The organism is Collinsella aerofaciens, assembly GCF_028207065.1.
GTDB lineage: Bacteria > Actinomycetota > Coriobacteriia > Coriobacteriales > Coriobacteriaceae > Collinsella > Collinsella aerofaciens_AR.
On the sequence record NZ_JAQLFP010000014.1, the window covers coordinates 1 to 20,327 of the forward strand.

Genomic DNA, 20,327 nt, shown 5'->3' on the forward strand with positions numbered 1-20,327 from the left:
CCAGCTCCACCCCTCGGGAATCTCGAACGGGATTGCGCCCTCGATGCACTTCGCCTCGCCCTTGCCGTCGGCGGGCTTCTCATAGCGCAGGCCATCGGAACCGGTGAAGATCACGGTGTCGTTTTTGACGTCCTTCGGCTTGAGCTCGCCGCGACCCACCATGGCGAGCTTCTCCTCGCGGATGCGCGAGAGAAGCTCGCTTGCGGGCTCGTCTCCGGGGTCGTGCTCGACGAGCTCCCCACGGACGGCCAGGTCGAGCACCTTGGACTTGAGTTGCGCGAGCAGGCCGTCGAGGTCCGCCCGGTCTCGCTCGATCCCGTCGACGAGTGCCAGGTATTTGTCGAGCGCGTCGACGATGCGGCGCTGCTCGGCGAGGGGCGGGACGGGGATTAGGAAGGACTTCAGTTTTCTAGCATTTATATTCGATTGGTTGACACCATCGGTCTTCACGCTCGCACACCAGTTGCGCTCGTATTGCGTGCACATAGCGTAATTGATGTACTTAGGATTGATTAGGATAGCCCTAAAGCGAATGAGATAGCCTGCATAGATTGCGGGAATTGAGCCATCATAATAGGCGACTTTGCCAACCCGCTCTCGGCTGTTTGTGCGGTTGAAAATCAAATCTCCTGGATGTAAGTCATATTTTGCGATGTCGTTTGCATCTGATGTATAGACAAGGTCCGAATAATCAATTGTGCCAACACGTGTTATGTTGCCCATTCGCAGAACAGGCACCGTTCCTTCTATATCTGATTTTTTAGATGTGCCGTATGAAGGCTCATCAGAAATGCTCGCAACCCTTGCCCAACTCCATCCTTCAGGGAGCTCGAATGGGATCTCGCTCTCAATGCACTTTGCCTTACCCTCACTATCAGCCCGCTTCTCATAGGGCAGCCCATCGGAACCGAAATAAATCACGGTATCGTTTTTAACATCCTTAGGCTTGAGCTCGCCGCGCTCGACCATGGCGAGCTTCTCCTTGTGGATGCGCGACAGCAACTCGCTTGCGGACTCGTCGTTCGGATCTTGCGGAACAAGCTTGCCGCGGATGGCAAGGTCCAACAGCTTTTGACGTAGTTTCCTAGTGTCCATTAGTCCTCGATGTCCCTCAGAAGCGCCTCGAGCTGCTCCACGGCGTCGGCAATCGCATCGCTCTTCTCGTGAATGCTTGAGAGCAAATCAGAAAGCGAGATCTCCGAGATGTCCTCACCGGTTTTGATCCAGGTGATATCGAGACTCAGCTTGTCGCGGCTCATAATCTCGTCGATAGTGAAGCGACGCCAACGTCCATCGGGGTTGTTGTCCTCGTTGTAGGTCTCATCGCGCTCATCGATATGGCCGGGCCTGTAGCATTCAAGGAAGTCGGCAAGGTCCGCCTCGGTCATTGGGTGTTGCTTCAACGTGTGGTGAACGTTCGTACGATAGTCGTAAATCCACACCTCTCGGGTCTGCACGCTCTCGCTGCCGGGACGGTTCTCGAAGAATATAACGTTAGCCTTTACGCCTGGCTTGTAGAAGATACCAGTCGGCAAGCGCAGGATAGTGTGCAGGTTCGTGGTCTCCAGCAACTTACGGCGCACCGTCTCACCGGCACCGCCCTCGAACAGTACGTTGTCAGGTACGACAACGGCAGCGGTGCCGCCAGTTTTCAAGATGGTATGAATGTGCTGAACAAAGTTCAGTTGCTTGTTCGAGCTCGTTGCCCAGAAGTCCTGGCGAGAGTACGAGAGCTCTTCGTCGACAAGCTCACCGTCCTCGCCGGCAGCAGCTTTAAGTGTCGCCTTTTTACCAAAAGGCGGGTTGGTGAGCACGTAGTCGAAACGCGTACCAGGGTCGGAGAGAAGCGCATCATTTCTTGTGATAGGCGGCACATCGTTAAAGTCACCGATGTTGTGCAGGAAAAGATTCATGAGGCAAAGCCGGCGCGTGGCGGGAACGATCTCCCAGCCGTGGAATGCCTCGTTCTTCAAGAACTTCTTTTGGTCGGCGTCGAGCTGATAGGCCTCCTCTATGTAGCTTTTTGCGGCCAGCAGGAAGCCGCCCGAACCGCAGCACGGATCACAGACGGTCTTCTCAGGCTTAGGCTGCGCACACTTGACGATGGTGTCGATGAGCGGCCTAGGCGTAAAGTACTGCCCGGCACCAGATTTGGTGTCCTCGGCTATTCGCTGAAGCAGCCCCTCGTAGATGTCGCCCTTGACGTCCTGCGACATAGCCGTCCACGTTTCTGCGCCGATCATCTGAATAACTCGCGCCAAGATCGCCGGAGAGCTCATCTTGTTTTGGGCCCCAGTAAAAATCTCCTGCAGCATGCCGCCCTGGGCGCCTAGCTTGTCGAGCATCTTCTTATAGGTGTCGAACAGCTCTGCGCCGCTCTTGTCCGCAAGACACTCCCAACGACAGTCCTCCGGAAGACCGGTCGGCCTATTGTAGGGGGGCTTGCTGTACTCGTCTGCCATCTTGAGGAAGAGCAGATATGTGAGTTGTTCGAGATAATCGCTGTTGGAAACGCCATCGTTATAGAGGACGGTCGCCATGTTCCAAATCTTCTGGTTAATGGTGGATGCGCTCATGCGCTGCCTTTCTAACTCATAGGTGTTATGCGACAAGCGCGTAGTTCATGTCGTCGAGAACGCCTTGGTACTTATCGCCGAACAGGATGTAGAAACGCCCGAGGCCGCCCTTCTCCCCGAAAGGCGACAGGTCGAGGTCGTCAGAGCTCACGCTTCCCGAAGTTGAGATATGGTCGCGAATCATACGCAGCCAATCCATCTGCTCTTCGGTAAACTGGCCGTGGCCTGCGTTCTTGGAGAAGACCCAACTCTTGAAACGCTCCGCCACGCCCGCCTCGAAGGGCCGCAGGATCTTTTCCTGTCCGAGTTCGAATCGAATGACGGAAATGATGTCCATAATCTTGCCCACAGCGCTTCGCGCCGTAGCGACGGGTGCCCCCGCAACCTCGTATGCATGCCAGACCGTGTCGCAAGAAAGCCCATAGGGGGACGTTTTCAACGCATCGTGAACAGCCTTGACCATACGCAGCGTGATGGGGCGCTGTTTGTAGGTTTGACCGTAGATGATTTGCAACGCGTCCAGCTCATCCTTGTTGTCGGCAAGGAACTGTCTGAATGTTTGGATGACCTCTTTGGCGTGGTCCTCGCGGTCGGTGTCCCAACCGGATGAAATGACAGCATCCAGGTTCTCATTATCTATAACCTGGTCGTGTGCCTTGCGCACGTTTTCGAGATAGTTTCTCAACTCGGCAGAGAACATCGGCTCTATCGCCTTTTCGACAAGCCGAGACTGGGCTTCTGCCAGCCTGGCTCGCTCTTCTTCGGTTGCTTCTTGAACATCATCGCTAAGGATAAACCCAGCTTCCTTTGCGATCTTGTCCTCGTCGAAAGCATCAAGCATATCTCTGGCGATATCGTTCACAGAGGCCCCGCCAGCGAGCTCGGCGGCCTTCTTTCGCTCGCCATTGTCCATGACGGCAGCGAGTCGAAGAAGCCGACCGGCGAGTGAGGTGACGGTATCGTCATCGCGCGCGCCCATGGCGACGCTCATCATGAGCTCTTTCAAGCTTACTGAGGGCTTCCGCTCAAGCTGCCTTGTTTCAGTCTTAAGACTCTTCGTGACGCCAACGCAATCGACAACCACGTAGCGGCACTTGTTCGTTGTCGCTGACGGCGAAACGCGAGCCAGGTCATCATGGCCGAGCGTACGACGCCCGCGGCCAAGCATCTGCTCGAAGTAGTTTTTAGAACGAACATCTCGCATGAAGACAAGACACTCGAGAGCTTTGACATCGGTACCAGTAGCGATCATGTCAACGGTCACGGCTATGCGTGGATAGAATTCGTTGCGGAATGCCGCAAGTACAGACTTGGGGTCCTCTTCAGCGTTATAGGTTATCTTCTTACAGAACTCGTTCCCGCGCCCGAATTCTTCGCGCACAATGTTGATGATGTCGTCCGCATGACTGTCTGTTTTGGCAAAGATGAGAGTCTTGGGTATTTCCTTGCGGCCAGGAAACATAACCGTTGTGACCTTGTCGCGGAACTCGCGGATGATGGTGCGTATCTGGGACGGGTTGACAACATCGCGGTCCAGTTTACCCTTGTCGTATTCCAAATCCTCGTCGTTCTGCTCCCATCGCTTCTCACGGGAAAGGCGATCCCTCTTTTCAACTAGACGCTCGGTAATCGTCGCGCCGTTCTTGCTCACATCAGTTTCGATGATGTAGATATCGCCGCCGACATTGACGCCGTCAATGACTGCCTCCTCATGGGTGTATTCACTCACGACGTTCTGATTGAAAAAAGAATAGGTTCGCTTGTCAGGCGTAGCAGTAAGCCCGATGAGAAAGGCATCGAAGTAATCGAGGACCTGCTGCCAGACGTTATAGATAGAACGGTGGCACTCATCGATGATGATGAAATCGAAGTATTCAGGCGGGTAAGCCGAGTTGTACTCAACATCGCGTGGCCCGCCGACGAAGCGACCCTCACTAGGGGAAGATTCCTCGTCCGCCTCATCAAGTTCCTTGCCCTTGAGAATGGAGTACATGCGCTGAATAGTACTGATGCATACGTTGGAGCCATTGGGGATCTGCGAAGAGGTCAAACGGCAGACGTTGTAAAGCTCAGGAAACAACCTCGCATCGTCGGTAGGCCTGTATTTGCGGAACTCCTCCTCGGCCTGTTCCCCCAGGTTCTTTGTGTCAACAAGGAATAGAATGCGCTTTGCCTTGGCAAATTTGAGCAGACGATAAACGTTGGTAATAGCGGTATATGTCTTGCCAGCACCAGTGGCCATTTGGATTAACGCGCGCGGGCGATTCTCCTCAAACGTCTTTTCGAGTTTTAAAATTGCATTTACTTGGCACTTGCGATAGCCGGCGGTCTCGAAGTCGGGAAAAGACTTAAGTCTATTCCGAAGAGTGCCAGAATCCTTCAGCCAACTACGTAGCTGTTCCGGTCTATGAAAAGAGAAGATCTCGCGAGAGCGGTAGTCTTTATCGTGGTAGTCGCAAAACCGGACCAGGACGTCGGTCGCCTCGTAGACAAAGCGAATGTCAATATTTGTAGTGGCATATTTGAATTCACTCTCAGCGTATTGCTTTGACTGCTCGGCTACCGCTGTTAGCTTCTCGCCCTTGTTGTGTTCCTTGGCTTCAATTAACCCGCAGGGGGTGCCATCAACAAAGATAAGGTAATCACATGGTCCAGAAGTCGTTTGCCACTCACGGACAACGACACCGCAGGCCGCTGCGGGATTGAACTCTTTAACGTCCTGAACGACATATCCAGAAGCCCTCAACTTTTCATCGATAACAAGACGCGCTTTTTCCTCGGGACTCACCCAACCGCCAGCCTTTCTCGATGCCGCAAACTAATATGCCAGCGTCCTAGAACATACATAAAAACATTTTATCAGGCAGTAGACAGCAGCGTCTATCTCTGAGCAAAAGCAGCGAGCATTCTGGAGGAACGGTCGTTGAAGCGTGGTGGGCCCCGGACCCATCGGCGACGCAGCACATGTCCTAGAAAGTCAGAGAGAAACGCTCTATGTTTAGAAGCAAACGGATGGTCTTTCCAAAAGAAACACGAGAAGCGCATCAATTGAATTAAGGGAAGTTGAAATACAATAGACAGCAGTGAATTTATCAATGGCCTTCAGTCACCCAAGTCCACCAGCCACTCTTAGCAAATTGCCTAACCCCTTCGCCTTCGGCTTCAGCAGCAGATCGCTTAGCTCGGGGCATTTGCTGGAAAGGCGCGTCTGGGCGCACTCGTCCATCCCCCATCGTTGACGGATCTCCTGCGCGCGGGCTCACGTGATAGCCCCGTCAATCGCCTGTTTAAGCAGCCTGGCGGTCACGTGCATATCAGCAAGGGCACCGTGAGCATGGTCCGTCGACTCATCAAAATCGATACCGAGTCCCGGTGACGCACCACCCAGCGAGACTAACCCATAGCCGCCCACCTCCATAATCGAGATGTATAACGCCTGCAGGTCGGTCCAGTCCACAGGAAATGCGGCGAGGCCCATGCGCTTCGACCGTCAATCGGCCTCGTGCTACCGCTAATCCGTCCCGTCCCGGCAGCTCACACAACGGTGAGATAATTCCCGCGACTATTAACGTAAGCAAGGAGCACGCTATGGCAGACAACGAGATCAAACCCTCGACGGACGGCGACCGAGAGGAAATCGTGGCAAAACAGCTCGCATCCACCAAAATCCACCTCGCGCTCACTCAGGAGCGGGCGGATGTCTCCGGCGCCATCAAGCTCCCGCTCGAACGAGTCCCCCAGCTCGGCATAGCGCTCGCCTCACTTCCCTCGACATTCCGCACCGTCACCAATACGGTGAGTGTGCCTATGCTGCTCCAGCCAACCGACAAGTTTGGCAATCCGCTTGACCCGTCGATACTCCAATCGTTCAAGGACGGCAGCGGCCTCATGGGGTCCTACCGCGATGCGGCCAAGGGTTTCGGGCAGGCGCGCCTCCACGTAGTCGAGGGCGACATCGCCACAAGCGTCACGCAGGTGCCTTACGATCCAACGTCGTTGTTCATGGCAGCCGCAATCGCGCAGATAAACCAAAAGCTCGACTCCATCCAGGAGTCCGTCGACGAAATGTTCGAGTACATGCGTCAGCGCGACAAGGCCAATATGCGTGGCGATCTCAAGACGCTCGCAGATATCCTCAACGGTTACAGCTTCAACTGCGGCGACGCCACCTACATGGCCAACGCCCATATGAAGGTGCTCGACATCGAGCACGCGTCCACGCGTGACATGGAACTCTTCCGCTCGCAGGCGCAGGCGGACCTGAAAAAGAAAGTGTTCATCGAGGTGCGAGACGACGTGAAAAGACGCCTCGACAAGGTTCTCGACTATCTCAAGGACTACCAGCTCGCCACCTATATCCACGCGTTCTCGCTGTTTCTCGAGCCCATGCTCACCCAGAACTTCAAACCTGCAAAGCTCGCAGACGCTGCCGCAAAAATCGAGGCGGACTCGTTTGCGTACCGCGAGCTCTACACCGAATGTTATGACGCACTCGAGGCGAGCACTGCCGACACTATCGATGTGGCACTTCTGAGCGGCATCGCCTCCGCAGGCAAGATGCTCGGTCGCGCCATCGCGGCGACGCCCATCGGCGAGCTCACGCCCATAGACGAGGCGCTTGAAGGTGCAGGAGAGGACATCGGCAGGTTCAACGACGAGCAATCCGAGAAACTCATTGAGAAGCTCCACCAGGCAAAGACGCCCGACGTCGCGCCGTTCAGGCAGAGTGTGATGGAGATCGACATCCTCTACAACCATCCCACGCAGATTGCCGTCGACGCCGAGAACGTCTACATCCTGCCTGCCAAGCAGCAGGAAGAGTAGCGATACGCGACAGGCACACGCCATACAGACAGCTAACGCCCCTACCTCCCCTCCGCCTTCAGCTTCAGCAGCAGGTCGCCCAGTTCGGGGCACTTGCTGGAGAGGCACGTCTGGGCCCGCTCGCCCATCCCCCACCGCTGGCGGATCTCCTGGGCGCGCGAGCTCACGTGGTAGTCCCCGTCCATCATCTGCTTGAGCATCTTGGCGGTCACGCGCGCATCGGCAAGAGCGCTGTGGGCGTGGCCCGTCGACTCGTCAAACTCGATGCCAAACCACGTTGCCGCGTCGCCCAACGAGACGCGCCCGTGGCTGCCCACGTCCATAATCGAGGTGTAAAACGCCTGCAGGTCGGCCCAGTCCGTAGGAAATGCGGAAAGGTCGATATGCTTTGCCTGGCACTCGGTCAAAAGCTGCCGACGATCCGTCCCGCTCCAGCAAACTATCTGGGCGGAGTAGCGACCGATCCAATCGCTGAGCCTTTTGATCACCACATAGAGCGGATCGGCCATCGCGGTGTCCACGGCCGATATCCCCGTAAGCTCGCGGACGGGGAACGCAACGCCTTCGGTAAATTCTGTCTGCACAAACTGCAAGGACTCGCCTATAACGTTGCCGTGGTAATCGAGCTTGATGGCGCCGACCTCGATAATCTCGTTGCGCAGCCCGCGGCGCTGGCGCTGCTTTGGCACCGGCGCAAACTCAAAGTCCAGCACAATCTGGCGCGCAAAGTTCGTCGTATCGATAGCCAAGATACACGGCGTCTTTTCAGCTGACACGGTTAGGGCCTTTCTCCACTGCTTGCCGCTTGCTACATAGGCGGCTACGTTGCGGTAAGCGTAGCCGCCCGTGCGGACATGAAAGCGGAGCGCAATGCCACGCACCAGGCACGCGCCACGCAGACGGACCCAAGGGATCCCGCCCGCTCTATTCAAATGCATGAAAAAGATTGAGGCCCGGTGACTTGAATCAGCGGTCATCCCGGGCCCATCAGAGCTCACAGAGCTCTTGGTTGCTTTGGTCTTGCTCTTCACGGCGCTTATCGAACTTTCCGAGGCACTCAAGCAGCATTCGAAGCATAACAAGTCGCTGCCATTAAGGCACTGACCTCTTGACCAAGCAACGGCGCTGCCCAGCTCTTCACCACTTGGGCTGCCGTCGACTTTATTCTATCCGCGAGCATCTGGTTTACCAAATGGATTTTCGGTAAAGGAAGCACGGCACGCCCGCAAAACCACTACGCCCCAAGTGCCGCCATGGGGATCACCGCCACGCCGTCGTCGCGTGTGTAGGCAATGCTCCCCTTTCCAACCACGACCGCCAAAAACGCCGGCGCGGCATTCTGGGCGGCAGGATTGGAGAGCACTTTCCTCTCCAGCGCCTTGAGATTTCTCGCTCCATCGTCTGCTTTCGCATCACTCAGCTTGACCTCGATGGCTCCCCAGCGCCCGTCGTGCTCAACGATCAGATCGACCTCAAGGCCCTTCTCATCTCGGAAATAATGGACACTGTTGTCGACACCGCCGTAGGTGGAAAGGAACACGCGCACGTCGCGCAGAACGAGGTTCTCAAAGAGCATCCCCAACGTTTGCATATCGCCAAGCAGCCGCTCAGGGGTAGCCCCCAGCAACGCCGCCGCAAGTGACGGGTCACAGAAGTAGCGCTTGGGGCGCACGCGAACGCGGGCCTTCGAGCGCATGGGCGGCTCCCATCCGCACAGGTCCTCGGTCAGCTTGAGCCTGTTGAAGAGGTCCAAGTACGCAGCGATGGTCCTCTCGTCGGGGCCCGCCTCACCGTACGAGGCGTCCTTTATGAGCGTCTTGTACGTGACAGCCTGGCTCTCGTTCATGGCAAGAGCTCGCAAAAGGCCGTGTGCAAGCTCGGGCGACATGCCCTCATCCAGCACGTTGACGTCGAGCACCGAGTGCACGTACTGGCTTGCCGTCTCTCGCGCAAGATCTTCCGAAAGCTCAAGATTTGCAGGCCAACCGCCCCTGCAGCACCAGCGGGCGACGTCATCCACCGTGCTCTCGCGACGCTGAGGGGCAAAACCCTCGCCCTTAAAGAGGCTTGCCAGTGACACGAGCGGCTCGCCGTCGCCCGACTCACACAGGGCCATGGGGCGCATTGACAGACGGGCGATCCTACCCGTGCCGGAATGACGAACATGGCTGCGCTCCTCGCTTTTGAGCGCGGTCGAGCCCGTGAGCAAAAGTGTCCCGCGTTCGTTGCCGCTCGCGTCCACGAAGCGCCGGGCGGCATCCCAAACCTCGGGCACCTCCTGCCATTCATCGACCAGGTGTGGCGCATCGCCGATGAGCGCCAGGCTTGGGTCAACCTCTGCCGCCGCGCGCTGCGCAGGCTCATCGAGCCTGGAGACGCTTGCCGAGCGAGAGAGCGCCGTCCAGGTCTTGCCGCACCATTTGGGGCCGTTGATCTCCACACAGCCAAACGCCCGCATAAGGGTGTCGAGGCGCTCCTCTATGAGCCGGGGCCTATATCCCTTTTGGGTCAATCTCTTTGGTGCATCCATAGACGGCCGTCCCTCTCTATCACGCGATATGCGAAATTACGCCATTCTCAATGCTTATTTTACGCTACTTTCAATGTAGTTTTTACGCTGTTTTCATTGAAGGTTTTACGCTTGACATCCTTAGCGCGACGCTCGCTCAACCCCTGACCACCGGATTGCCCGAATTCCGGGATGCTGCCTCCGCTCCAAACAAAAGGCCCCGGCTCGCGATGAGCTGCCTCCCATTTCTTGAACATATGAGCTTCCGCTTGAAGGGCGATCCGGAAAGCGCGTCCCATTCCGAGCATCACATCAGAGCGCGCTTGGTTATCTCCGCCCTCACATCTCGGCAAACGAGATCAGCTTGACGTCTCCCCTACTCTCTGCGGCATCCCGACATCCCTGCGTAAAGCCGCTTTTTGAGAAGATCACATAGCTTTTGTGCTGCCGCCTAAAGAGCCCGCTTCGGTATACGAGCTTTTCCAGAACTTCCTCGCCTACCGACTCGTTACGCCATTTGCACTCCGCAAACAGCGCAGCGCCCTCGCCATCGTCAACAATCAAGTCGATTTCTTCCTGCGTATGTGTGCGATTGTCCGTCCCCCACCAGCGCCCGACGATCGCCGGAACCACATCGAGCTGGCCCGCGCGCGCGAGTTCGTACACGTATTGTCTGCATATAAGCTCAAAGACCGTACCCATGTAATCCGATACGTGCGGCTCAATGCGCTTATACGACATCTCGGCCATATCGTTTTGAATCAGCCCAATGTTCTGCGGCACAAACTTGTACCAGAACCTAAACATCTGGTCGCTCAGCAGATACACGGCTCGCTTATTGCTCGTCTCGTTTAGGGGCAGCTCGCGCTCGACAATCCCAAGCGACGCCAGCTTATCCACATAGCTCTTTACGTTGCTCGCAGGAATTCCCGTAGAGCTCGCAATCTCTGAGATCTTCGAGCGCCCCTGAGCAATTGCTTGCACGATCGCATCATATTGCTCGGGATTGCGGCACTCTTGCATTAGCAGGTTGCTCGGCTCCTCAAAGAGATAGCCCGTAGGAGTAAGAAAAAGACGTTTGATGTTGTCCTTGAGCGGTGCGGCAGGATCGACTTTCTCGATATATGCGGGAATGCCGCCCGTCATGCCGTAGCAAACCGCTGCATCTTCGCGCTCCATGCCCTGCCACAGACCGAGGGTCGTCGTAAAATCGAGCGGCATGATCTTAAACTGAGCCGTACGCCTACCGTATAGCGGGCTCTCGTAGCCCAGCACCTGTTCTTCCATAAACGAAAGAGACGACCCGCACAGGATAAGCATGAGCTTGGTCTTTTTGTACAAGTGATCGATCTTATCTTGCAACAACGAGCTGATCTCGGGATTCGATTGGGCGAGATAGGGATACTCGTCAATCACGACAATCAAACATTCCGTGCGGGCCATGGTGGCCAATGCATCGAACGCCTCGTCAAAACTACGAAACGACACGCCTGCAGCACCAACCGAGCCTGCAAGTATCGCCTGGCTAAAGCCGTGCAGGTTTGCCTCTGCATTGGTACGACGTGCTTGAAAGTAAATAGCCTTCTTGCCTTGGATGAACTCCGTGATAAGGCGCGTTTTACCTACGCGACGGCGGCCGTAAATCACAGGCATCTCAAAGGAGCCCGTGCCATACAGTCGATTGAGCTCGGACATTTCCGCTGTTCTTCCGATAAACATAGGCTATCCTTCCTTTACGTTATAGCTAGCTATATTATACCTTCCTATAATATAGCTAGCTATAACGTAATTCGACAAGCGGGCCACGCAAAAGGGACGTTACACCACCGCACGCGGACCGTCCCGGCAAACGCATCCCGTTCTGGAGCCAAATACTGGGCCGTAGCTTCCGCCAAGCATGCTATCAGGTAAGCGCGTCCCGTTCTGAGCCTAAATTCTGGGATGCGGTTTCCACTGAAACTTCTACCGGAAAATACATCCCACTCTGGGGCCGAAGTCTGGGACGCAGTTTCCGGTTGAGGGGCGTCCCGGAAAGCGCGCCCCATTCCGAGCGGCAATTCCGGGTCACGGTTTCCGCCGACACAGACGACGATCCGCAGCCCTTATCACATGCCTTCAAATATGCGATCCAGAAACACAAAACAGCAGATAGAATGCTCTTTTTCAAAAAAGTACACGTCCCTAAACTTACCAAGGTTTCATATCTAGCTACCGTTCAAGGTCGCCGATTACCGCCCACCGATTCGGATGTAAAAATGTCGCCGAAAACAGGCCATCTACCTGCATGGTTAGATTTTGGTCAGCTTTTGGTCAGTTGAGCGGCAAGTTGCGGCTGATACGTTTTTGCTACCCAAAAGGAGGCGGTAGCTCATGACCCATTGCAATGACCAACTCATCGACCAACTGCTCACTCAAGCCGAACAAGAGAGGCGCTGTCTGATTCCCCCGAGCGCGGCGATCCGAAAAGCGCTCCTTCGGCGCATCGGCAGCGCGGTCGTCTCGCCCATGCCGGGACTGTTCGCGCGAAAAACGCGCTGGGATGAACTCAACCGAGCGCAACGCCATTGCGAGATTATTCGCGCCCTTGCGATCATCCACCCCGATTGGACGTTCTGCTCGTTTTCGGCCGCCTGTCTGCTGGGGCTCGAGGTCTCGTGGCGACACCTGAACATCGTGCATGTTTGCAGCTCGACAAAGCCGTCGGCTCGTCCGGGCGCACATATTCAGCGGCACCAGATTGAGCCGGCCGGAGCAATACGCAGAGCCGGCATATCGGTAACGCCGCCAATCCAAACGGTCACAGATTGCCTGCTGCAAACTGGTTTTGCCGACGGCATGCCCATTGCCGATTCGGCGATTTTAAAGCTCGGCCTTGCACGGGAACAGCTGATGGAGGCCGTTGAGCAACGAGCGACTGCCCGCAATGGTCGCGCGATTCGCACCGCCCTCACAACGCTTCGATATGCCGACGCCCGCGCCGAGAGCGGCGGGGAATCGGTCGCCCGAGCCGTCATGATCGAGACGGGCTTTGCGCCCGACTGGCTTCAATACGAGTTGACGGACCCCTTCGATTCGACCGAAAGCATGCGAACGGATTTTGCCTGGGAGCGCCAGGCGCGGGAACTCACGCTGGGCGAGCTCGACGGGCTCATCAAATATACCGACCAGACCATGCTGGCCGGACGCACCACTGCCGAGGCGCTCGTCGCCGAACGACAGCGCGAGGCGCATCTATCGCTCTACGGTCACCCTCTGCTGCGCTTTACCATGAACGAGGTCCGCTCGGCAGGAATGCTCGCCAAAAAGCTGCAGACGGCAGGCATCCGGCAGACCGCGCTGCCGACATGGCTCAACGAGGTAGACCTGTAGGGGCCGCTGAGCTTATGCCCGCCTGCCTACCAAACCGGGATACGCTTTCCGGTCGGAAGCTCCCGCGGAAACCATGTCCCAGACTGAGTGCTCAAAACGGGATGCGCTTTCCAGATGGCATGCCTAGCGGAAACCGTGTCCCGGAATCAAGGCCTAGAACGGGACACGCTTTCCGGTTGAGTCCTTCAGCGGAAACCGCATCCCAGAATAAACACTCAAACTGGGATGCGCTTTCCAAACGACCGGCCAGCGGAAAACGCATCCCATTCTGAGGCATGATTCCGGGACACAGCTTCCGGTCGAGGGCCGATCCGGATAGCGCATCCCACTCCGGGACTGGATTCCGGGACGTAGTTTCCGCCGAGGGCCCAAAAAGGAAAGCACATCCCGTTCTGAGTGCCAATTCTGGGATGTAATTTCCGCCGAGGGCTCCAAAGGGAAAGCGCATCCCATTCTGAGCGCCAAATCCGGGACGCAGTTTCCGCATGCGGCCCCGTTGGGAAAGTTCATCCCGTTCCGAGGCTGGATTCCGGGACGCAGCTTCCACATGCGGAGGCGCTCCAAACAAAAGGCCCCGGCTCGCGATGGAGCCGGGGCCAAAGGCGCAGCATATGCAGTTGATGGTGAGCGCGGACAGCCCGTCAGTAATGCCGCCCGCGCTCTACCCTACCCGCGGTGACGGGCGCGGCTGTACGGCGTATCCACCATGGGCAGATCCGGACGCAGCTTGCCGTCAAACGCGCGGTAGGCGTTCTGCACGGCGGGCGCCGTGGGAATCGTGGCGATCTCGCCGATGCCCTTGCCGCCGTATGCCACGGGCAGCAGCTCGTCCTTCTCCACGTAGATAGCGTGGATATCCGGAATCTCGGGTGCACGGAACAGTCCGAGCGTACCGTACCTTGCCTGGGGTACGCAGTCCTTAAGCGGCCAGTCCTCGGTAAGCGCATAGCCCATACCCATGAGCACGCCGCCTTCGATCTGACCCTGGATGGAGATGGGGTTGACCACCTTGCCGGAATCGTGCGCGGCATAGACCTCGCTCACGCGGCCGTCGTCGTCCAAAATGACCACATGCGTGGCAAAGCCGTAGCAGATGTGGCTCTTGGGGTTGGGGACGTCGGCGCCCAGCTTGTCGGTCGGCTCCAGGTACACGTAGCCAAACTCGCATCCCTCGAGCGCCTTGATGGCGGCCGCGGGGTCCTGAGGATGCATACCCTGGCCGGCGACGAGTTCCTGCGTGCGCAGCTGATAGACGCGACCGTCGTCGTACTCGATCTTGACGCCGTCGCCATGCGCGCTCACCGGAGCGGCGGGCGCAGGCTTGCCGGCCTCGATGTCAAGCATGGCATCGCGCAGCAGGAAAGCGGCGCCGCGCACGGCCTCGCCGGTCACGACCGTCTGACGCGAGCCAGACGTGGTGCCGGAGTCGGGAGCGTTCTCGGTGGAGCACTCGCCGTTGGCGATACAGCTCAGCGGCAGACCGCACGCCTCGGCAACGTCCTGCAAAAAGACGGTGTTGCAGCCCTGGCCGATGTCGGACGTGGCGGCGTAGACCACAGCCACGCCGTCCTCGATGCGAATCTTGCAGCGGCCGGCATCGGGCAGGCCCACGCCCACGCCGGCGTTCTTCATGGCGCAGGCGATACCGGCGTGTCCGGGATGCGCGTAGTAGGCATCTTTGACCTCGAGCAGCGTCTCCTTAAGCGCCGTGGAGCAGTCGGCAATCTGACCGTTGGGCAAAACCTCGCCCGACTCGATGGCGTTACGGTAGCGGATCTCCCACGGATCCAGGCCGACCTTCTCGGCCAGCAGGTCGATCAGGCTCTCGAGCGCAAACTCGGACTGGCACACGCCAAAGCCGCGGTACGCACCGGCGGGCGGGTTGTTGGTGTAGTAGCCAAAGCCGCGGATGTCAGTGTTCTGGTACTTGTAGGGACCGACGGCGTGCGTGCAGGCGCGCTCGAGCACCGGGCCGCACAGCGACGCGTAGGCGCCGGTGTCAAAGTTGATCTCGCAGTCCAGGCCGGTAAAGTTGCCCTCGGTGTCGCAGCCCAGCGTAAAGGTGCCGTCCATGGCGTGGCGCTTGGGATGGAACGCGAGCGACTCGGCACGCGTGAGCTTGCACTTCACAGGACGTTGGAACTTATATGCGGCGAGCGCGGCCAGGTGCTGAACCGAAACGTCCTCCTTGCCGCCAAAGCCGCCACCCACGAGCATGGTCTCGACGACCACGCGCTCGGGCTCGCTATCCCAGCCAAACATGTGGGCGCACTCTTTGCGTGTGTCGTAGGCGCCCTGGTCGGTCGACTGCACCTTGACGCCGTTCTTGTACGGGAAGGCAACGGCGCACTCGGGCTCCAAGAAGGCGTGCTCGGTAAAGGGCGTGGTAAAGCGCTGCGTCACGGTGAACGCACTCTCTGCCAGCGCCTTGGCGGCGTCGCCGCGCGTCACATGGCGGCTCTGGCACACGTTGTCCTTGAGCTCCACCGTGTTGCCAAAGGCAAAGAAGCTGTCGTGCAGACGCGGCGCGTCAGCGGCCCTAGCCTCGGCAATGTTGCGCACGGGCTCCAGCGGCTCGTAATCGATTTTTACGAGCTTCTTGGCCTTCTCGAGCGTCGCCTCGTCCTCGGCAACCACCAGCACGATGGCATCACCCACGCAGCGGGTGATATCGCCCGCCGCGATCATGACGTCCCAGTCCTGGATAAGATGGCCGACCTGGTTGACCGGCACGTCCTCGGCGCGCAGGATGCCCACCACACCGGGCAGGGCCTCGGCCTTTGAGGTGTCGATGGAGAGCACGCGAGCGCGCGGATACTTGGAGCGCACGGCGCTGGCGTAGGTCAGGCCCGGCTGATCGAGCTCGTCGATGTCATCGGGGTATTTGCCTTCGCCGAGCACCTTCTTGCGCACGTCGATACGGAAGGCGCGCTTGCCCACGCCGTAGTCGTCACCGCGCTCCAGGTCCTCGTCGATCTGCTTTTCGCCGCGGAGCACCGCAGCGGCGAGTGCGATGCCCTCGATGATCTTCTTGTAGCCGGTGCAACGGCAGACGTTGCCGCGGATGGCGTACTTGATCTGCTCCTCGGTGGGCTCGGGGTCCTCGGCGATGAGCGCCGCACCCGCCATGACCATGCCGGGGATGCAAAAACCGCACTGCACGGCACCCACGGCGCCAAAGGCGTACACAAAGGCCTCGCGCACGTCCTGGGGCAGGCCCTCGACGGTCACGATGTTGCGGCCGGCGGCAAGAGCGGTGGTCAGTACGCATGCCTTGACGGCCGCGCCGTCTACATGGATGGTGCAGGTACCGCAGGCGCCCTCGGAGCAGCCGTCCTTAGCGGAATGGATGTGCAGGTCGTCGCGCAAGTAGCGGAGCAGCGGCTTGTTCTGAGTCGTCGTGCGCTCGACGCCGTTAACGGTAAAAGTGAATTCCTGTGCCATGGTGATTCCCTTCTACACGCCGGCGGCGATGCCGGTGCGGTCGTGGATGGCGCCATGCGGGCAAACGACGGCGCACATGCCGCACGACAGGCAGTCCGCACCGTCGATGTGGGCACAGTTGTCCTCGATGCGGATAGCGCCGGCAGGGCATTTTTTGGCGCACATGCCGCAACCGATGCAGCTCGTGTCGCAAATCTTGCGGGCGATGGCGCCCTTATCGGTGTTGTTGCAGCGCACCAGGATGTTCTGGTAGCCGGGAACAAAGGCAATCACGCGCTGCGGGCACGCCATGCCGCACAGGCCACAGCCCGTGCACTTGGAGCGGTCCACGCGGGCGATGCCATCAATCAGCGCAATGGCGCCGTGGGGACAGGCCGTGACACAGGCGCCACAGCCAATGCAGCCTTCGCTGCAGCGGGCGTCGCCGCCTGCGGAGGCGCAACCGCTTCCGCAGGCAACGTAGGCCACGTTATGTTGAATGGATTTGGCCATAAGAGACTCGCCTATTTCTTAAGAAGGTACGAATAGTTGTCGCGCACAGCCCTGATGGTCAGGCGGACGGCCTCGGGCAGACCGGTGTTGACGGCATCGACCGAGACGGTGCGGACCGTACCGGCGACGCGAACCTTAAAGTGATCCTCGTCCACGGCCAGGAAGCCCTCGTTCTCGGAGTTCTCCATGTCCTGCTCGCTCCAGAACAGGGTGAGCTTGTCCTTGTAGGGACGACCCTCCTGGTAGGGGCAGAACACGGCGCAGTTGCCGCACTCGTTGCACATGCCGTCGACGTGGACGACCTGGTGCTTGTCCAGGCCCGGCACCTTAATAGCCACGTTGGCGCGATTGGGGCACACGTCGCAGCAAACCTCGCACACCGAGCCGCAGCCCAGGCAGCGGGTCTTGGTGCAGTTGCGCTTGTCGCGGCACAGCGACCCCTTGCGCTCATAGCAGGTGTCCTCGCGACCGACCTGCTCGTTGCAGTCAGCGTACTTGTTAAAGTCCACACCGGCGATGGCACGGGCGACCTCGGCGGCATCGGCGATAGCCTCGACCACGGTGGCAGGACCGCGGCGACAGTCGCCCGCAGCCCAGACGCCCTCGACGCCGGTGGAGGTGGCGGCAAGGCGGCCGCGACGGTCGTGCTCGACGCCCGCGGCATCGTACAGGCTGGCGTCGATGCCCTCGCCCACGGCGCAGATCACCGTGGTGGCGGAAAGCTCGACGGTCTCGCCCGTGGCGACCGGGCTGCGACGGCCGCTTGCATCCGGCTCGCCAAGCTCCATAACATCGCAGGTCAGCACGGCGCCGTTGAGCGCCTTGGGCGCCAGCAGCTCGCAGAACTCAACGCCGTCGGCAAGAGCAAGATCGAGCTCTTCCTCGTCGGCGGGCATCTGCTTCTTGGTGCGGCGATACACCAGGCGCACGTTCTTCACGCCAGCCAGGCGCTTGGCCACGCGGGCCGCGTCCATGGCGGTGTTGCCGGCGCCGATGACCACGACGTCCTCGCCCAGCTCGAGCTTCTCGCCCTTCTTGGCGGCCTCGAGGAACTCCAGCACGTCGAGCTCGGCACCCTCGCCCAGGCCCGCAGAGCCGGGCATCCAGGCACCAGTGGCCACGACTACGTCGGTAAAGCCCTGGGCCTTGAGCTCGTCAATGGACTCCACGCGGGCGTTGAGCTGCACCTTGGCGCCAAAGGCCAGACAGAGCTCGGCATCGTGGGAGATATCGTCGCTCGCGATACGGAACTCGGGGATCACGTGACGGACCACGCCGCCGAGAGAGTCGCGGGCCTCGAAGATAGTGACGGGCACGCCGGCGCGCGTCAGGAAGAACGCCGTCGCCAGACCGGCCGGGCCGCCGCCGATAACGGCAACGTTGCGCTCGGCGTCGTTGGCAATGGCCTGGGCGCGCAGCTTGGGCAGCACGGCGGTCATGGCCTCGCGGGCGGCCTTGAGCTTGCTGGCGCGAATCTGGGCGCCCTCGGGCTCGTAGAATGCACGCTCGCAGGCACGGCCGCAGGGATGCGGGCAGATGGTACCGGTAATGAACGGCAGGGCGTTGCGCTCGATGATGATGTTGAGCGCGTCCTCGTAGCGGCCCTCGTCAACAGCCGCCAGATAGGCAGGGATATCCTGCTGGATGGGGCAGCTCGTACGGCACGGCGTGGTAAAGCAGTCGGAAAGCGGGCTCTTGCCAGCGACCTTGCGGTCGGGCAGCGGACGCAGCGGCTTCTTGTAGAGCGGGTTGGTGAGTGAGTCGGTCTGGATCGCGGTCACGGCCTCGAGAGAGACGCCCGCGAACGGCTTGCCGTCCAGATCGGTAAACTCGCCGGCCATCTGGCTAAAGCGCTCGTAGCCACCGGGCTTGAGCACGTCGGTCGCCAGGGTGACGGGCCAAATGCCGGCGTCATACAGGGCACGGATGTTGTAGACCGTGGCACCGCCGGAGTAGCTGATGCGCAGCTTGCCATCGAACTGCTCGGTAATGCGGCGGGCGGCCTCGATGGTCAGCGAGAACAGCGAACGGCCGGACATGTACATCTCGGTGGAAGGCAGCTCGTTCCTCGTCACGTCGACGGGGAACGTGTTGGTCAGCTTGACGCCAAACTCCAGACCGCGCTCGGCGCACAGGGCAATCAGGCGCTCGAACATGGGCACGGCATCGGCCCACTGCAGATCCTCGCGGAAGTGCGTGTCATCAAAGACGATGTAATCAAAGCCCAGCTCGTTGAGGCGCTGGCGGGCAAACTCATAGCCCAACAGCGTGGGGTTACACTTGATGTAGGTGTTAAGGCCCTTCTCGGTGATAAGGTAGGTCGCGATGCGCTCGATCTCGGCAGGCGGGCAGCCGTGCAGGGTAGACTCGGTGATGGAGTTGGAGACGCGCGCCGGGATGGACTCGACAAACGCAGCGTCGACATGCTCAAACTTGTCCAGGTTGGCGAGTGCCCATGCGCGGCACTCGTTCCAGACGTCGGAGCCGCTGGCGTCCTTCATGCCCTCGATGTAGGCGTCGACCTTGGGGCTCTTGATGCCCTCGAGGTCATAGCCCACGGACATGTTGAAGACAAAGCCGTCCGGGCTGCCCAGACCGTACTCGCGAGCGATCAGGTGGCAGGCAAACCATGCCTTCACGTACTCGGCAAAGGCCTGCGGAACCTCGAGCTCGGTCGACCATTCGCAGTTGTAGCACTCGTCCTGAGCCACGATGCAGGGCTTGTTCACACACTTGGAGAGCTCCTCGCCGTCCATAACCTGGACGGTCTTGAGCTCAAAGAAACGAGAACCGGCCACGTAGGATGCCACGATGTTCTGGGCAAGCTGCGTGTTGGGGCCGGCAGCCGGGCCAAACGGGGTCTCGATGCGCTCGTCAAAAATGGGAAGCGCGCCCTCCTGGTTGGTCGTGACCATCTTGCGCACGCCAAAGATGGCGTCCTGGGTCTTATGCTCCTCGATGATCCAGTTCATCAGCTGCGAAAACGGGATCGGCCTCATGATGTCGCTCATAGTGAGTTCCTCTCTGTAACGCCCGGCGAGACCGCGCGGCGGGCGCAAATACGGTGTAGCGCTAGCACAGCGCCAGCGACCCCGCGGAGGTCGCCTATACGC

12 protein-coding genes are annotated in these 20,327 nt (G+C 59.1%); 2 read left to right on the top strand and 10 right to left on the bottom strand.

All coding sequences use genetic code 11. The features are described 5' to 3' along the window. From PMX72_RS05360 to PMX72_RS05370, 3 genes are all read right to left on the bottom strand, one after another. The coding region (locus tag PMX72_RS05360) for a restriction endonuclease subunit S (protein WP_271746183.1) at nt 1–969 on the bottom strand (969 nt) is incomplete at its 3' end. 125 nt (nt 970–1,094) lie between these two features. Further along, nucleotides 1,095–2,576 carry a type I restriction-modification system subunit M gene (locus PMX72_RS05365; protein ID WP_271729369.1) on the bottom strand — a complete coding sequence of 494 codons (1,482 nt, stop codon included), beginning with the start codon at nt 2,574–2,576 and terminating at the stop codon, nt 1,095–1,097. Nucleotides 2,577–2,601: 25 nt separating this feature from the next. Continuing rightward, entirely contained in the window at nt 2,602–5,364 is a 2,763-nt protein-coding gene (locus PMX72_RS05370; RefSeq protein ID WP_271729370.1) for a type I restriction endonuclease subunit R, read from the bottom strand. Nucleotides 5,365–6,164: 800 nt separating this feature from the next. Here PMX72_RS05370 and PMX72_RS05375 point away from each other — a divergent pair. Further along, a complete protein-coding gene (locus PMX72_RS05375) occupies nt 6,165–7,400 on the top strand; it encodes a hypothetical protein (protein WP_271729373.1) in 1,236 nt (411 codons plus the stop codon). Between the two features lie 41 nt (nt 7,401–7,441). Here the strand turns inward: PMX72_RS05375 and PMX72_RS05380 are convergent, their stop codons facing one another. The 4 genes from PMX72_RS05380 to PMX72_RS05395 all read right to left on the bottom strand — a co-directional run bounded on the left by PMX72_RS05380 (nt 7,442) and on the right by PMX72_RS05395 (nt 11,628). Further along, a complete protein-coding gene (locus PMX72_RS05380; RefSeq protein WP_271729385.1) occupies nt 7,442–8,176 on the bottom strand; it encodes a 3'-5' exonuclease in 735 nt (244 codons plus the stop codon). 458 nt (nt 8,177–8,634) lie between these two features. After that, nucleotides 8,635–9,930 (bottom strand): ATP-binding protein, encoded by a 1,296-nt coding sequence (locus PMX72_RS05385; protein WP_271729387.1) that lies wholly within the window; start codon nt 9,928–9,930, stop codon nt 8,635–8,637. A gap of 59 nt (nt 9,931–9,989) precedes the next feature. Beyond that, complete coding sequence (locus tag PMX72_RS05390; RefSeq protein WP_271729389.1) at nt 9,990–10,166, bottom strand: hypothetical protein; 177 nt, start codon at nt 10,164–10,166, stop codon at nt 9,990–9,992. An 82-nt stretch (nt 10,167–10,248) separates the two neighbouring features. Beyond that, nucleotides 10,249–11,628, bottom strand: coding sequence for an ATP-binding protein (locus tag PMX72_RS05395; RefSeq protein ID WP_271729390.1), 1,380 nt, complete (start codon nt 11,626–11,628; stop codon nt 10,249–10,251). Nucleotides 11,629–12,279: 651 nt separating this feature from the next. Here PMX72_RS05395 and PMX72_RS05400 point away from each other — a divergent pair. Next, nucleotides 12,280–13,278: a hypothetical protein gene (locus PMX72_RS05400; protein WP_117799722.1), complete on the top strand. Its 999-nt coding sequence runs from the start codon at nt 12,280–12,282 to the stop codon at nt 13,276–13,278. A gap of 666 nt (nt 13,279–13,944) precedes the next feature. Here PMX72_RS05400 and xdh read toward each other — a convergent pair. The 3 genes from xdh to ygfK are packed head-to-tail and all read right to left on the bottom strand — an operon-like array spanning nt 13,945 to nt 20,225. Beyond that, the gene (gene xdh, locus PMX72_RS05405; protein WP_271729391.1) at nt 13,945–16,722 is read right to left on the bottom strand and encodes a selenium-dependent xanthine dehydrogenase; all 2,778 of its coding nucleotides are present in this window, start codon (nt 16,720–16,722) and stop codon (nt 13,945–13,947) included. A gap of 12 nt (nt 16,723–16,734) precedes the next feature. Next, the gene (locus PMX72_RS05410) at nt 16,735–17,214 is read right to left on the bottom strand and encodes a 4Fe-4S binding protein (protein WP_117773418.1); all 480 of its coding nucleotides are present in this window, start codon (nt 17,212–17,214) and stop codon (nt 16,735–16,737) included. Nucleotides 17,215–17,225: 11 nt separating this feature from the next. Continuing rightward, nucleotides 17,226–20,225 carry a putative selenate reductase subunit YgfK gene (gene ygfK, locus PMX72_RS05415; RefSeq protein WP_271729392.1) on the bottom strand — a complete coding sequence of 1,000 codons (3,000 nt, stop codon included), beginning with the start codon at nt 20,223–20,225 and terminating at the stop codon, nt 17,226–17,228. Between the last annotated feature and the right edge of the window lie 102 nt (nt 20,226–20,327).